The 14,663-nt window shown below is 43.3% G+C and carries 12 protein-coding genes; 3 read left to right on the forward strand and 9 right to left on the reverse strand.

The genetic code is table 11. From position 1 onward, the window contains the following. Positions 1 to 4 precede the first annotated feature (4 nt). The 3 genes from mutL to NBH03_RS03225 form a co-directional block, all read right to left on the reverse strand. Positions 5 to 2,101: a DNA mismatch repair endonuclease MutL gene (gene mutL, locus NBH03_RS03215; RefSeq protein ID WP_250797032.1), complete on the reverse strand. Its 2,097-nt coding sequence runs from the start codon at positions 2,099 to 2,101 to the stop codon at positions 5 to 7. A 71-nt stretch (positions 2,102 to 2,172) separates the two neighbouring features. Then, positions 2,173 to 4,821 (reverse strand): DNA mismatch repair protein MutS, encoded by a 2,649-nt coding sequence (gene mutS, locus NBH03_RS03220; protein ID WP_227081490.1) that lies wholly within the window; start codon positions 4,819 to 4,821, stop codon positions 2,173 to 2,175. Between the two features lie 93 nt (positions 4,822 to 4,914). After that, complete coding sequence (locus NBH03_RS03225; protein ID WP_015514111.1) at positions 4,915 to 5,352, reverse strand: hypothetical protein; 438 nt, start codon at positions 5,350 to 5,352, stop codon at positions 4,915 to 4,917. A 253-nt stretch (positions 5,353 to 5,605) separates the two neighbouring features. On the opposite strand from NBH03_RS03225, the gene NBH03_RS03230 reads away from it, so the two are divergent. Genes NBH03_RS03230 through NBH03_RS03240 form a run of 3 tightly spaced genes read left to right on the forward strand, consistent with a single transcriptional unit; the run spans position 5,606 to position 7,174 of the window. Then, positions 5,606 to 5,980, forward strand: coding sequence for a GntR family transcriptional regulator (locus NBH03_RS03230; RefSeq protein WP_117526776.1), 375 nt, complete (start codon positions 5,606 to 5,608; stop codon positions 5,978 to 5,980). 46 nt (positions 5,981 to 6,026) lie between these two features. Next, positions 6,027 to 6,536, forward strand: coding sequence for an AAA family ATPase (locus NBH03_RS03235; RefSeq protein WP_442872329.1), 510 nt, complete (start codon positions 6,027 to 6,029; stop codon positions 6,534 to 6,536). After that, a complete protein-coding gene (locus NBH03_RS03240) occupies positions 6,533 to 7,174 on the forward strand; it encodes an ABC-2 transporter permease (protein ID WP_250797037.1) in 642 nt (213 codons plus the stop codon). The genes NBH03_RS03235 and NBH03_RS03240 overlap by 4 nt, the downstream gene beginning before the upstream one ends. A 622-nt stretch (positions 7,175 to 7,796) precedes the next feature. Here NBH03_RS03240 and NBH03_RS03250 read toward each other — a convergent pair. The 6 genes from NBH03_RS03250 to proB all read right to left on the reverse strand — a co-directional run bounded on the left by NBH03_RS03250 (position 7,797) and on the right by proB (position 14,610). Beyond that, positions 7,797 to 9,908, reverse strand: coding sequence for a glutamine synthetase III family protein (locus NBH03_RS03250; RefSeq protein ID WP_215689470.1), 2,112 nt, complete (start codon positions 9,906 to 9,908; stop codon positions 7,797 to 7,799). A gap of 271 nt (positions 9,909 to 10,179) precedes the next feature. Beyond that, positions 10,180 to 11,625: a tRNA (N6-isopentenyl adenosine(37)-C2)-methylthiotransferase MiaB gene (miaB, locus tag NBH03_RS03255; RefSeq protein WP_250797039.1), complete on the reverse strand. Its 1,446-nt coding sequence runs from the start codon at positions 11,623 to 11,625 to the stop codon at positions 10,180 to 10,182. A 39-nt stretch (positions 11,626 to 11,664) separates the two neighbouring features. Beyond that, positions 11,665 to 12,912 (reverse strand): glutamate-5-semialdehyde dehydrogenase, encoded by a 1,248-nt coding sequence (locus NBH03_RS03260; RefSeq protein WP_331476041.1) that lies wholly within the window; start codon positions 12,910 to 12,912, stop codon positions 11,665 to 11,667. After that, positions 12,899 to 13,495 (reverse strand): 5-formyltetrahydrofolate cyclo-ligase, encoded by a 597-nt coding sequence (locus NBH03_RS03265; RefSeq protein WP_250797047.1) that lies wholly within the window; start codon positions 13,493 to 13,495, stop codon positions 12,899 to 12,901. The genes NBH03_RS03260 and NBH03_RS03265 overlap by 14 nt, the downstream gene beginning before the upstream one ends. After that, entirely contained in the window at positions 13,485 to 13,727 is a 243-nt protein-coding gene (locus tag NBH03_RS03270) for a DUF896 domain-containing protein (protein ID WP_181966955.1), read from the reverse strand. The genes NBH03_RS03265 and NBH03_RS03270 overlap by 11 nt, the downstream gene beginning before the upstream one ends. After that, positions 13,711 to 14,610, reverse strand: a complete 900-nt coding sequence (proB, locus tag NBH03_RS03275; RefSeq protein ID WP_015514102.1) for a glutamate 5-kinase — start codon at positions 14,608 to 14,610, stop codon at positions 13,711 to 13,713. Before proB ends, NBH03_RS03270 begins: the two co-directional genes overlap by 17 nt. Between the last annotated feature and the right edge of the window lie 53 nt (positions 14,611 to 14,663).

Genomic DNA, 14,663 nt, shown 5'->3' on the forward strand with positions numbered 1-14,663 from the left:
CATTCTATGATTGAATTCGTTTAAATTTCTTCTCCAGTTCGTACTTTGAAAGTGAAATAATCGTCGGCCGGCCATGGGGACATGTATACGGGTTCTTTGCCTGCAAAAGTTGTTCGATCAGGGTATCTGCCTCTTTGAAAGACAGCTTATTATTACCTTTAACCGCCGCCTTGCAGGCCATCGTTGCAATATGATCCGTAATAGCACTTCCATCCAATCTGCGGCTCTCCTCCGTCACACTGTCTAAAACTTCAATAAAAATATCTCTGGCATTCATACCAAAGAGCTGCAATGGCACACCGCGCACTGCATACTCTCTGCCGCCAAATAATTCTATTTCAAATCCAAGTTCCGCAAAATAATCTGCATACTGCTTATAAATATTCTCTTCCTGCATAGACAATGTCAGTATAACCGGCGGTGACAACATCTGCTTTTGAAGTGCTTTCTGTGAAAAAGCTTTCATCAACTTCTCATATAGTACCTTCTCATGGGCCGCATGCTGATCAATAATAAAAAGCTTGCCATCATATTCTACCATCCAGTAGGTATCAAAAACCTGTCCGATCAAACGATGCCGTGCTCTTGCTTTCTCATCCAGAAGCCTTTCATCCTCACCAAAAAGCTGCATCTGTTCTCCAACAATCGGCATATGCGGCTTCGGTGCTTTCTCTGCTGCTTCAGACAGCGTCACTTCTGTTTTCTTCTGTTCTTCCGTAGTTTCAAACATCACTGCCCTATTATTTTCATCCTGCAATTTCGAAGTACTTTGTGTCATCGTCTCTTTATGATGATATTCCGTCGGTGTTTCCCGCACAAATGCACTTCCTGATTGTCCTGTCGGTGCAGTATATGGTTTGCTGTCAGCACCCTGATTCGGATAAGATGCCGCCGAATAGCCACTGCCTGCTGCCACCGATGATTTAGCTGAAAAACCTGTTGGTACAGAATGTCCCGACTTTGAATATGCCGATGATGACTGCTCCGGTTTCTTCTGTCCGGCACCCATAGCAGCCAATCGCTGCAGCTCAAAAGGTTCCGGACCAGATTCCTTTTCTTTTTCTTTCCCGTTCGCCTTTTTCTGGTCTTCCAGAGAAATGGCCGGTATCAGCTCCCGGTGTTCCAGCACTGCACGGATAATATCATAAATTTCCTGATATACAGCCTCATTCTGATTAAACCGCAATTCCATTTTTCTCGGATGCACATTGACATCGATCAGTGCCGGATCAACTTCAATATGAAAGGCCGTAAAAGGATATTTGTGAATCATGACAAATGTCTTATAAGCATCCTCTATCGCCTTTGTAATAATATTGCTCTTGATATAACGGCCGTTAATAAAATAATTCTCCCAGGAACGATTACCCCTGGATAAAATCGGCTTGCCGATAAATCCTGTCACATGACAGAGTTTGCCCTGAACATCCACTTCCAGCAGCTGTCCTGTCACATCCCGTCCGTAAATCTGATAAATGATATCTCTCAGATTGCCGTTGCCGGAGGTATGAAGCCGATTCTGATTATTGTTAATAAACTTAAAGGATACATCTGGATGGGACAATGCCAGTCGTCCTGCCAGATCATTAATATAGGCCGCCTCCGTGGCTGCCGTCTTTAAAAACTTTCTCCTGGCCGGTGTATTATAGAACAGATTTCTCACAATGATCGTGGTGCCGTCCGGGCATCCGATATCATCACAGCTCTTTTCTTCACCACCGTCAATACAGTAACGAACCCCCAATAATTCCCGGTGTACCTTTGTAATCAGCTCAATCTGAGAAACGGAGGCAATACTTGACAAAGCCTCTCCTCTGAACCCCAGTGATCCCACTGTCATCAGATCCATAGCCGTTTCGATCTTACTTGTGGCATGTCTGACAAACGCCGTCTTGATATCATCTCTGTCAATACCGCCGCCATTATCCGTCACACGCATCATGGCAATGCCGCCCTCTTTAATCTCAATCGTAATTGCCGATGCTTTCGCATCAATAGCATTCTCCACAAGTTCTTTAATCACCGAGGACGGTCTCTCCACAACCTCTCCGGCTGCAATCTTGTTGATGGTATCACTGTCCAGTAAATGAATAGACTTCATCCTGCTGCCCCCTCTCCTGTTTATTTTATCCCAAATGAATAGTATATCAGTATTTTGTGACCATTTGATGGCTAATTTGTCTCTTTTAACCTTTTCTGAAGTTCATATAATGTATTCAGTGCCTGAATCGGTGTCATGTTGGACACATCCAGTCCTGCCAGTTCCTTCAGAACCGGGTGATCTGCCGGGTAAATATCAAAAAGGCTCATCTGTTTTTCAGCAGGAACTGCCTCTCTGACCACTTCTTTTTTCTTAGCAGAAGTTCTCACCTGCAGATTTTTCGCCTTGTCAGTAACATCTGTTTCTTCCAGCCAGCTGGAAATCTCTTTTGCTCTGTCAATGACAGAATCAGGTACCCCTGCCAGACGGGCTACCTGAATACCATAACTCTTATCTGCACCGCCGCGGATAATCTTTCTCAGGAAAATGATATCATCCCCCTGCTCTCTGACGGCAATACAGTAATTGTTCACGCTGTCAAGCTTTCCTTCCAGTTCTGTCAGTTCATGATAATGGGTAGCAAACAATGTCTTTGCCCCCAGAAGCTTCGGATTGCTGATATGTTCTACTACCGCCCAGGCAATACTTAAACCATCAAATGTACTGGTACCTCTTCCGATTTCATCCAGGATCAGCAGACTTCGGCTGGTGGCATTGCGAAGAATATTGGCAACTTCCGTCATCTCCACCATAAAAGTACTCTGTCCACTGGCCAGATCATCTGATGCACCGACACGGGTGAAAATTCTATCCACAATGCCGATATTGGCTGATTTTGCCGGTACAAAGCTTCCGATCTGAGCCATGAGCACGATCAGCGCCGACTGGCGCATATAGGTAGACTTACCAGCCATATTCGGACCGGTAATAATAGATATACGATGGTTCTTGTTGTCCAAATAAGTATCGTTGTCGATAAACATCTGATTGTTGTTCATCTTCTCTACTACCGGATGGCGGCCGCCCTGAATATCAATAACGCCCTTTGTGTTAATAGACGGGCGCACGTAATCATTGCTCTGAGCCACACAAGCCAGAGAAGCCAATACATCCAAATGCGCGATTGCCTTAGCTGTCTCCTGAATACGAACGACCTGCTCACCGATACTGTCCCTGACTTCACAATAGAGATCATACTCAAGGGCAGCAAGCTTATCTTCCGCACCAAGGATCATATCTTCCAGCTCTTTTAATTCCGGCGTAATATAACGCTCTGCATTGGCCAGTGTCTGTTTGCGGGTCCAGTCCTCCGGCACCAGCTCCTTATAGGAATTGGTAACTTCAAGATAATAGCCGAAAACTTTGTTATAGCGCACACGCAGATTCTTGATACCGGTTTTCTCCTTCTCACGAGCCTCCAACTCCGCCAGCCAGGTTTTGCCTTCTGTTCTTGAGAGACGGAACTTATCCACGTCTTCATTATACCCCTCTTTGATCATGCCGCCCTCACGAATCATAATCGGTGGCTCATCCTGAATAGATTTTTCAATCAGATCATAAATATCCTCCAGACAATCCATTCTTTCATCAATTTCTTTCAATTCTGCGCTTTTTGCCTGAGAAAGCAGCTGTTTGACAGGAGGAATCATTCCGAGAGATGTCTTAAAAGCAATCAGATCCCGGGGATTCGCCGTTCTGTAACTGATGCGAGTCACCAGACGTTCCAGATCGTATACTGCATTCAGATATTCCCGTATCTCCTCTCTAGTAATCATATCATTATATAATTCTTCCACCGCATCCTGCCTTGCGGTAATCTTCTTCTTCTCAATCAGTGGCTGCTCAATCCAGTTTCGCATCAGACGGGCACCCATGGCCGTCTTTGTCTTATCCAGCACCCACAGCAATGAGCCCTTTTTTTGCTTTTCCCTCAGGGTCTCAATCAATTCAAGATTCCTGTTAGTGGCACTGTCAATGATCATATATCCACCTGAGCGGTACGGTGTAATCTTGGTCAGATTGTCAAGAGTATTCTTCTGTGTCTCATAAAGATATAATAGCAATGCGCCCACAGCCAATGTCCCAGATGGAAAATCTGTCAAGCCAAGACCGTCAAGGCTGGCCACCTTAAAATGCTCTTTGATCTTCTGAACACTCACCGCCTCATCCATATACCACGTATCCAGTGTGGATACAGAAACATGCAGACGGTCTTTGAAATCATCCAGACTGGCCCCACTCATATAGAAGGAATCGTTGCAGATAATTTCTGATGGTGAAAAACGATGGATTTCATCATAAAGTTCCTTCAGTGTTGCCACTTCCGTTGTATAAAAATCGCCGGTTGAAATATCCGTGATTGCCAATCCGAACTGATTATTGTCATATACAAGACACATCAGATAGTTATTGCGGCCCTCATCCAGGGCCTGCTGGCTCAGATTCGTTCCCGGTGTGACAATCCGGATCACTTCACGCTTCACAATGCCTTTCGCCTGTTTCGGATCCTCCGCCTGCTCACAGATTGCAACCTTGTAGCCCTTTGCAACCAATTTGTTCAAATAAACATCCACGGCATGATAAGGGACACCACACATTGGTGCCCGCTCTTCCTGACCGCAGTTTTTGCCTGTCAGTGTTATCTCAAGTTCTCTGGATGCAGTCAGGGCATCATCATAAAACATTTCATAAAAATCGCCCAGACGATAAAAAAGGATGCAGTCTTTATACTGCTCCTTGATCGCCATGTATTGCTGCATCATCGGTGTCAATGCTGCCATATATTTCTCCTCCGAGTTTCTTCATCGGTCAATTCGTCTTTTTTTGCATTCTACATTTTAGCATATATCGAATTTAATCACAAGCACCGATTATTACTCTTCTAAAAGCAAATTTCTCGCTTTCTGATACTTTTCCATCCTTTTCAGGTCTTTATCCGTCACGATAGCCAGTCTCCCGATATCGCTGTTATGTGCCAGATCTGCCAGCTTCACCTTTCTGGCAATCGGATTTCCTTTAAGTGCCGCAATGTAATCCATATATGGTACAGATTTTTCATGGGTCAACAGCCGCAAGGCTTCTATCGTGTCCGCTGAAAAGCCTTCCTTTTTCAAATCTTCTATTGTACAGTCTGAATCCTCTGCCACATCATGCAGCAGCGCTGTACAGATTTCATCCTCTGTCTCCATCTGTTCTGCCAGATGAAATGGATGAAAAACATAGGGCATGCCGCTTTTATCCTTTTGATTTTTATGTGTCTCAAAGCAAATCATCATGGCTTTTTTTGTCAATGACGTATATTTTATTCCCATACTTTTAATTCCTTTCTTTCTCTATCTGTAAATTTTTCAAGACTCCCTTGCATCCCCTGGCGCGGCATCCAGTCTGCTTCGCAGACTATAAACACATTCAACACATTCCGCATCCCAATTCCTGTGCAAAGTTTATACTCCCATTATAATACACCTAATACTGAATTTCCACACTCCTATTGACATTTATGTGCTTAATGTTTATAATGTGCATATGTAAACAGCACACTAGTAGAAAGGATGAAGAACAAACTTGAAGATTCTTATTTCAAATACTTCTGACAGCCCTTTGTACCAGCAAATCAAAGACCAGATTAAAGACGCTATTTTAAAGGAAGAATTAGTGGAGGGTGATGCACTTCCTTCTATCCGTGCATTTGCCAATGACCTGAAAGTCAGCGTTTTGACCATTCGCCGGGTTTACGAGGAACTGGAACAGGAAGGGTTTATTACAAGTCAGGTCGGCATCGGCACCTTTGTATCTGCCGGCAATCTTGAATTACTGCGGGATTCCAAACGGCGTCTTGTAGAGCAGAAAATGCTCGATATGATACAAACTGCGAAATCACTGAAAATTACTAAAGAAGAACTGAATGCCATGATGGATATTCTTTACGAGGAGGATTAACAATGAAAGATATTTTGAGAGTAAAGAATTTAAACACTATATGAATATGTTTTCCCTTGACCCTAAAAGGAAAATCAATACCCTTTCCAAAGGAATGAAGATGAAATACGCCCTTACTCTGGCCCTTTCTCACAATGCTGAACTTCTGATTATGGATGAACCCACCAGCGGACTGGACCCTCTAAGCAGAAGCCAGCTCTTGAATGTTCTGAATGATTATATGGAAAACGGCGGCAAAGGTGTACTTTTCTCAACCCACATCACTTCGGACCTTGACAAAATCGCTGATATGCTGATTATGATTCACAATGGCCGCATCGTCTTTCAGGAAGAGAAGGATTTTCTCCTTGACAATTACAGAATCATCAAAGGTGATAAAAAATTATTAACTGAGAATATACGCCAGCTATTTTTAAACATCACAGAAACTGCATTTGGTTTTACCGGCGTCACCAGACATGCTGCCAGAGTACAGTCGTATCTTCCAGATGCCATCACAGAACGCCCCACCATTGAAGATATTATGCTGGCCAATCTAGGAGGTTGTGGAAAATGATGCTATGGTATTTATTAAAGAAAGATATCTTGATTATCAAAAAGTATGTACTGATTATGCTGGCTGCTGCGGTACTTATCCCGCCTTTTATGCTCTGGCGTGTCCCTGAATATGCCGGGATTCTGGGCTTCATGCTGTCTGTCATTTTCTGCGTTTTAATCCTGCTGCAATATATCTCTTTAAAAGAATATCAATTTCCAAAGGCAGCCTCTCTGCTATGCGCAGCAACTTTTTCACGAAAAATGATGGTATTGTCCCTGTACATTTTCTGTATTGCCGTTTATGTGGTCTGCTGCACCATCTATACCATTGAAGCTTTGATTATCCCCGGTTTAGACACTATGAATGCAGCCATGTTCTTCCTGATGTTTTTAGTCATCTCTGTATTGATCAGTATCTATCTTCCAATACAGTATAAGCTGGGTTACGAGAAAACCAAATTTGCCTTTACAGTTGTCATCATAGCTTCGCCTTTCCTCCTGCCTCAGCTCATGAAAATGGAAAATTTCAACCTGAACTTTCTTTCCGAATTTTCCCCAATCCTTATTTGCGGAAGTGTCTTGTTGCTTTCCTGTATGATTCTGGCAGTATCTGCTGCTTTGTCCATAAAATTTTATAACAGAACTGATTTAGCATGAAAGAGAGTTTAAAATATGAATAACGAAAAAATTTTTCTCTATATGATCAGCGCAGCCGCCCTGTGCTTTTGCCTGTTCAATATCCTTCAATTTCTTTTGAATTACAACAAAACGGCGCAAACCGTCGGAACCATTATATCCATTAAAACACCAGGTCCTGAAACATCAAAGTTTCGCAATTCAAAATGGGCGGTTGTTTCCTACAAAGTAAAGGGCAGAATCTATCAGTCCCATAACCGCATACAAGTGCCTGTGTCCTCACAAATCGGCGGGGCAGTGAAAGTACGTTATGACAAATTCACTCCGGAAAAATTATACAGCTATTCCCTGTTTCGAATAGTTGTATCATTCATCATTGCCGCTGTCTTTTTTGTAATAGCCAGGTTTGAAATCCTTTTCCTTTTATGAAGAAATCATTCGGCTTACATAAAAAATTGCCCGATTCAATATATCATATTCATTCGGTTCATTTTTTTGAGCTTCAATGTTGATAATAAGCGGTCTATAAACTTCAAAAAAGGATTCCCTATGCACCTGTGCTGAACAGATCATAGGGAATCCTTTTATCGATAATCTAAAACCGCACTTTACTAACTACTTAGCGCGAATGCTCCGTCTCTTTTTAGACGTTGAACAGCAGTTCTGCATATGTTGGGAATGGCCAAGCTTTCTCATCAACCAGTGTTTCCAGTTTATCAGCCGGTTCACGTACTTCTGCAAACTGAGCGAATACATCGTCTCTGTATGCAATAGCCTGAGCCTTAGGATCTTCAATCTTAACAGAAGCATCTGTTGCTGCTTCCAGTTTAACAACAGATGCATCCAGTTTGGACAGCTCTGTTGTAATCTCTTTCAGAACCTTTTCCTGTACAGAAGCATCTGCGCCAACAGCCTTAACAGCTGCAACAGATTTTGCAACAGTTGTTGTATATTCCATAACAGCAGGAATGATTTCTTTCTTAACCATATCGATCATGGTTCTTGCTTCGATATTGATAGCCTTAGAATAATTCTCGTAACCAACTTCTTCACGGGCTGCAAGCTCTACTGCTGAGAATACGCCATGTTTCTCGAAAAGTTTGATGACTTCTGGATCTGCCAGTACAGATGTAGCATCTACTGTATTCTTGATGTTTGGAAGGCCACGGCGGGCAGCTTCCTCTACCCATGCATCTGAATAACCATCACCATTAAAGATGATACGGATATGGTCAGTTACCCAGTCCTTGATCAGATCATGGAGAGCCAGTTCAAAATCATCGGCCTTTTCAAGAATATCTGCTGCCTGACATAATGTCTCTGCAACAATTGTATTTAATACAATGTTAGGGTCTGCGATGGACGCAGAAGAACCTACCATACGGAATTCGAATTTATTGCCTGTAAATGCAAATGGTGATGTTCTGTTACGGTCTGTAGCATCTTTGCTGAATCTTGGTACAGTGGATACACCTGTTTCAAGCTGGCTGCCTTCCAGACTTCTTGTAGCTTCGCCTTTTTCACATAACTGGCTTAATACATCTTCCAGCTGATCGCCAAGGAATACGGAGATGATTGCTGGAGGTGCTTCATTAGCACCAAGTCTGTGGTCATTGCCAGGAATTGCTGCGGACATACGAAGCAATGGTGCATAATCATCAACAGCTTTCAGGATAGATGCCAATACAAGAAGGAACTGCTTGTTGGAATGTGGTGTATCACCAGGCTCCAGCAGATTCTTGCCTGTATCTGTGCTCATAGACCAGTTATTGTGTTTACCGGAACCATTGATACCTGCAAATGGTTTCTCATGTAACAGGCATACAAGATTATGGCGAAGTGCAACTTTCTTCATAATTTCCATAATCAGCTGATTGTGGTCTGTGGCAATATTGGTTGTATCATAAATCGGTGCCAGTTCATGCTGAGCAGGTGCAACTTCATTATGCTGTGTCTTTGCTGTAATACCCAATTTCCAGAGTTCTTCATTTAACTCTGTCATATAAGCAAGGACTCTCTCTTTGATTGTACCAAAGTAATGATCATCCAGTTCCTGACCCTTAGGAGCAGGTGCGCCGAATAATGTACGGCCTGTGAAGATCAAGTCTTTACGTTTGTCATATGTATCCTTGTCTACAAGGAAGTATTCCTGTTCAGGTCCGACACTTGTTACAACCTTTGTTGCTGTTGTATCACCAAAGAGTTTGATAATACGCATAGCCTGTGTGCTCAGTGCTTCCATGGAACGAAGAAGCGGTGTCTTCTTATCCAGTGCTTCACCTGTGTAAGAACAGAAAATAGTCGGAATATAAAGAACCGGTGTGCTGTCCGGAGCTTCATGAATGAAAGCCGGTGATGTACAATCCCATGCTGTATAACCCCTTGCTTCACATGTTGCACGGATACCACCTGAAGGGAATGAAGAACCATCCGGTTCACCCTTGATCAGCTCTTTTCCTGAGAAAGAAAGAAGAATAGAGCCGTCTTTCTGCGGATTAATGAACGCATCATGCTTCTCAGCCGTAATATTGGTCAAAGGCTGGAACCAGTGTGTATAATGTGTGGCACCTTTTTCAATGGCCCACTCTTTCATCTCATGGGCGATAATCTCAGCCACATGTGGTTCAAGGTCCTTGCCTTCAAGAAGTGTATTCTTGAATTCAGCATAAATCTTCTTTGGTAAACGCTGTTTCATTGTCGCATCATCAAATACGTTAGATGCAAAAATCTCTGATACATTGATTTTTACTGACATAGTTCCTACCTCATTTCAATATTATTTGCTTGTTCCGGAGCTATACGGTATTCGTCATCTCTCACTTCTGACTAACCGCTGTGCTAAAAATAGCACCTGAACCCCGGTAAAGTAAAAAGGCGTCCTCAAATAAATGAGAACGCCTTTGCTCTTCAAACTTAACTTCTCATTCATCATATCACAAAATTTGGAAAATACAACTATTTTTTATGATTATTTTTTCTTTTGTAAAAGTTCACCAATTATTTTTCTTTTTTCACGATTTTGTTTATTATTCTGACAAATTACCAATATAATAAAAACCTTTGCACTCTTCCAGATGAACATCCACTATCTGACCAATCAAATCCGGTGTTCCTTTGAAATGTACCAGCAGATTATTGCTCATACGGCCTGTTACCATGGTTTCGTCATGCTCATTCACATCTTCCACAAGCACTTTCTGTACGGAGCCAGTAAAACGTGCAGAAGCTTCAGAGGCCTTCTGCTGTACGAGCTTTAACAGACGATCAAAACGATCCTTGACAACATCTTCCGGCACCTGATTCTCCATAGAAGCCGCCGGGGTGCCTGTTCTTTTAGAATAAATGAAAGTAAAGGCACTGTCAAATCCAACTTTCTCCACCACATCCATGGTCTCTAAGAAATCCTCTTCTGTTTCTCCCGGAAAGCCCACAATAATATCTGTTGTCAAAGAAATATCCGGGCAGCCTTTACGGATGCGGTCCACCAGGTCAAGATATGATTCTTTGGTATATTTACGGTTCATCAACTTCAGAATACGACTGCTGCCTGACTGCAGCGGCAGATGAAGATGACGGCAGATTTTCTTTGACTGCCCCATAACAGCAATCAGTTCATCAGACAAATCCTTCGGATGAGAAGTCATAAAACGAATACGTTCCAGTCCTTCAATCTTCTCGATTTCCTGAAGCAACTTGGCAAAGCTGATTGGGTTTTCCAGATTCTTACCGTAGGAATTGACATTCTGTCCAAGGAGCATGACTTCCTTCACGCCATCTGCTACGTCACGCTCAATCTCACGGATAATATCCTTCGGTTCACGGCTTCTCTCACGACCACGCACATAAGGGACAATACAATAACTGCAGAAATTGTTGCAGCCAAACATGATATTGACACCTGTTTTGAAAGAGTACTTGCGTTCATTCGGCAGATCCTCCACAATCTGATTGGTATCTTTCCAGATATCTACCACCATTTTGCCGGTATTCAAACGTGTCTGAATCAGCTCTGCCAATTTAAAGATATTGTGTGTACCGAAAATAATATCCACATGACGGTAAGATTTACGAATCTTGTCAACAACAAGGGGCTCCTGCATCATGCAGCCGCACAATGCGATCAGCATATCCGGATGGTGCTGCTTAGTACGCTTCATCTGTCCCAAGCGGCCGTAAACACGAAGATTGGCATTTTCACGTACCGTACAGGTATTGTAAATGACAAAATCCGCATCCTCCGTATCTGTTTCTGCATAACCGATGCGTTCCAGAATGCCCGCCAGTTTCTCTGAGTCCCTGGCATTCATCTGACAGCCGAAAGTCACCACATGATAGGTCTTTTTCTTCCCTGTTCTGGCATAATCCGCCTGCATCTGTTCATGTAACTGCTCGATGATAAACAGCTGTTTCTCAGTTTCATCAGAAGGCAGCTGTGACACACCCTCTGCTTTTGTATAATCATTAATGCTCATTCATATCCTCCAGTTTATCACAATCAAAGATTGAGATATTTATTCCCGAATCTGGCCATCCCCATAAATCACATACTTGGTAGTGGTCAGTTCTTTTAACCCCATCGGCCCTCTGGCATGAAGTTTTTGTGTGCTGATGCCGATTTCGGCACCAAAACCAAATTCAAATCCATCTGTAAAACGGGTTGATGCATTGACGTAAACCGCTGCAGCATCCACCTCATCCAGGAATTTTCTCGCATTGGCGTAATCTTTTGTCACAATGGCCTCAGAATGGCCGGTATTGTAGCGGTTGATATGCTCAATGGCTTCATCCACAGAAGCAACGGTACGCACAGAAGCAATCAGATCCAGGTATTCAGTTCCCCAGTCTTCCTCTGTTGCTTTCTTCATATCCGGCACCACTTCAAGGGCTGCCTCATCACCGCGAAGCTCGCAGTGCTTATCTCTCAGAGCCTTTGCAATAGCCGGAAGCGCCTCTCCGATAATGTCTTTATGAATCACCAGCGATTCACAGGCATTGCAGACACCTGTTCTCTGGGTCTTTGCATTCAGAATAATCTTTACCGCCATGTCAATATCCGCAGAAGCATCCACATAAACATGACAATTGCCTGTTCCGGTTTCAATCACCGGCACTGTACTGTTCTCCACAACGGTACGAATCAATCCTGCACCGCCCCTTGGAATCAGTACATCAATATACTGGTTCAGGCGCATCATGGCTTTTGCTGTTTCACGGCTTGTGTCTTCCACCAACAGAAGGGCATCTTCACAGCCGCCCCCTGCGGCAATAGCTTTTCTCAATACTTTTGTAATGGCCATATTAGAATGAATGGCATCACTGCCACCCTTTAAAATCACGGTATTATTTGTCTTAAAACATAACCCAAAGGCATCCGCTGTCACATTTGGTCTGGACTCATAAATAATTCCTATGACGCCGATAGGCACTCTCTTTTTGCAGATTTCAAGACCATTTGGACGAACGGTAGAACTGATGATTTCACCAATCGGATCTTCCAAGGCAATCAGCTGTGTCAGTCCCTCTGCCATACCGGCAATGCGGCTTTCTGACAAAACCAGGCGATCCACCATCGGCTCCGGCATATTTTTCTTTCTTGCCGCCTCTATATCCATGGCATTGGCCTTCAAAATCTCTTCCTGCTCATCCACCAGCGCCTGTGCTGCCAAGGCCAGAATCTGATTCTTCTGTGTTGTCCCCATTCTGTTCATATGTCTTGATGCCTGTTTGGCCCTTCTGCCAAGTTCCTCAATCGTTGTCACCTGCCGCATCTCCTTTCCGTATCACCTCATCCGGTGTTATCACTATATTCATCATTCTGTCATGCCTTTCAAAAGGTATTTCATTCCTTAACTGAAAATCATAGGCCAGCCCACAGGCTGTCACCTGACTGCCATGACGTTTCAGCCACACATCATAAAAACCGCCGCCATAGCCCATCCGGTGCATCTGTCTGTCAAAAGCTGTCCCGGGAACAACCAGAAACCCTTCAAATACTTCCTCCTGACAGTTTTCCAGCGGTTCAGGAATATCATAATATCCCGGTGCCACATCCTTCATAGATGTAATTTTATAAAAGTGCATTTCTGCCGGACCTGTGACTCTAGGCAATGCTACTCTTTTGCCGTCCTCCAAAGCTTTTTCTATCAGCTTCCAGGTGTCCGCCTCCCCTTTGCAGGAAGCATAGCATAAAATCGTATCTGCCGCTTTATATTCATCCAGACCGACGATTCGCTCTGTGAACTGTCTGCCGAATGTCTGGCATATTTCTTCGCCAAGATGCCGTCTCTTTGAAAGAATTTCCTTTCGCAGCATTCTCTTTGCTTCACAGATATCAGTTGGCATGTTTTTTCTTCTTAGCCAGATTCTGTGCTGCCTGCTCCTTCAAGGATACAATACTTCCATCCGGTCTTTTTACATCAATATTGTTCAGCTGTCTTCTCATATTGGCACGGACAGATTCGATATAAGCCTCTCTTAATTTCACCTGTTCCTGCTTTTCATCCGGTGTCAGCCCTTCACTTTTACTTTTATGGTATAATTCATTAATTCTTTTAATATCAGCATCTGTAATCATGAATTTCTTCTTCTCCTCCGTTGATGATTTTTTCAGGTTCTATATAATCCAGAATGTTAAACTTCTCACTCTTATGAGCCAGGAATAAAGTACCCTTCTCCTGTCCTTTCATAATGTCGTCAATGACATGAAAATCTTTGCCGTTTGCTATAATCATATCACATCCTGCATCATTGGCAATACGTGCCGCGTCAATTTTTGTTTTCATGCCGCCGGTACCGTAATCGCTGCCGGCTCCTTTGGCAATCTCGTAAAGAGAATCATCAATATCCGTCACACATTCAATAAAAAGCGCATCCTTATTCTGAGACGGATCATCTGTATACAAGCCATCAATATCTGACAACAAAATCAGCAAATCTGCGCTGGTAATCGCCGCCACCACCGCTGACAGGGTATCGTTGTCACCAATCTCAATCTCATCCGTTGAAACGGTGTCATTCTCATTGACAATCGGAATCACACCCATTTTCAGCAGCTCATTGAATGTATTTCTGGCATTGTGCAGGCTCTTTTCTCTGACAATAGTATGTTTCGTCATAAGAATCTGGGAAGCCACATGGCTGTATTCATTAAAAAGCTTCTGATAAATCATCATCAGCATTCCCTGACCCACTGAAGCACAGGCCTGTTTCTGAGCCAGTTCCTTCGGACGCTCGTTTAAACCAAGGGCTTTTCTCCCTACACCAATGGCACCGGATGAAACAAGTACCACATCCTTGCCCTGATTGCGCAGATCACACAGGACTCGCACCAACTGCTCCAGTTTCAGCAGATCTGTCTCTCCGGTTTCCGGGTGCACAAGCGAGGACGATCCCACTTTAATGACAATTCTCTTTTTGTTTTTCAGATTCTGTCTGTAATGTTTATTCGTAATCAGCATGTCTGCCTCCATTCTCTCTCTGTCATTGTCCCCAGACAATTATTTCTCTGTTT

This window comes from Coprococcus intestinalis (assembly GCF_023656595.1).
Lineage (GTDB): Bacteria > Bacillota > Clostridia > Lachnospirales > Lachnospiraceae > Coprococcus_A > Coprococcus_A intestinihominis.

Bases quoted from the DNA above. Each gene is read 5' to 3' on its own strand.
- mutL (WP_250797032.1), bottom strand. From the start codon at position 2,101: ATGAAGTCTATTCATTTACTGGACAGTGATACCATCAACAAGATTGCA.
- mutS (WP_227081490.1), bottom strand. From the start codon at position 4,821: ATGGCAGCATTGACACCGATGATGCAGCAATACATGGCGATCAAGGAG.
- NBH03_RS03225 (WP_015514111.1), bottom strand. From the start codon at position 5,352: ATGGGAATAAAATATACGTCATTGACAAAAAAAGCCATGATGATTTGC.
- NBH03_RS03235 (WP_442872329.1), top strand. From the start codon at position 6,027: ATGTTTTCCCTTGACCCTAAAAGGAAAATCAATACCCTTTCCAAAGGA.
- NBH03_RS03240 (WP_250797037.1), top strand. From the start codon at position 6,533: ATGATGCTATGGTATTTATTAAAGAAAGATATCTTGATTATCAAAAAG.
- NBH03_RS03250 (WP_215689470.1), bottom strand. From the start codon at position 9,908: ATGTCAGTAAAAATCAATGTATCAGAGATTTTTGCATCTAACGTATTT.
- miaB (WP_250797039.1), bottom strand. From the start codon at position 11,625: ATGAGCATTAATGATTATACAAAAGCAGAGGGTGTGTCACAGCTGCCT.
- NBH03_RS03265 (WP_250797047.1), bottom strand. From the start codon at position 13,495: ATGCCAACTGATATCTGTGAAGCAAAGAGAATGCTGCGAAAGGAAATT.
- NBH03_RS03270 (WP_181966955.1), bottom strand. From the start codon at position 13,727: ATGATTACAGATGCTGATATTAAAAGAATTAATGAATTATACCATAAA.
- proB (WP_015514102.1), bottom strand. From the start codon at position 14,610: ATGCTGATTACGAATAAACATTACAGACAGAATCTGAAAAACAAAAAG.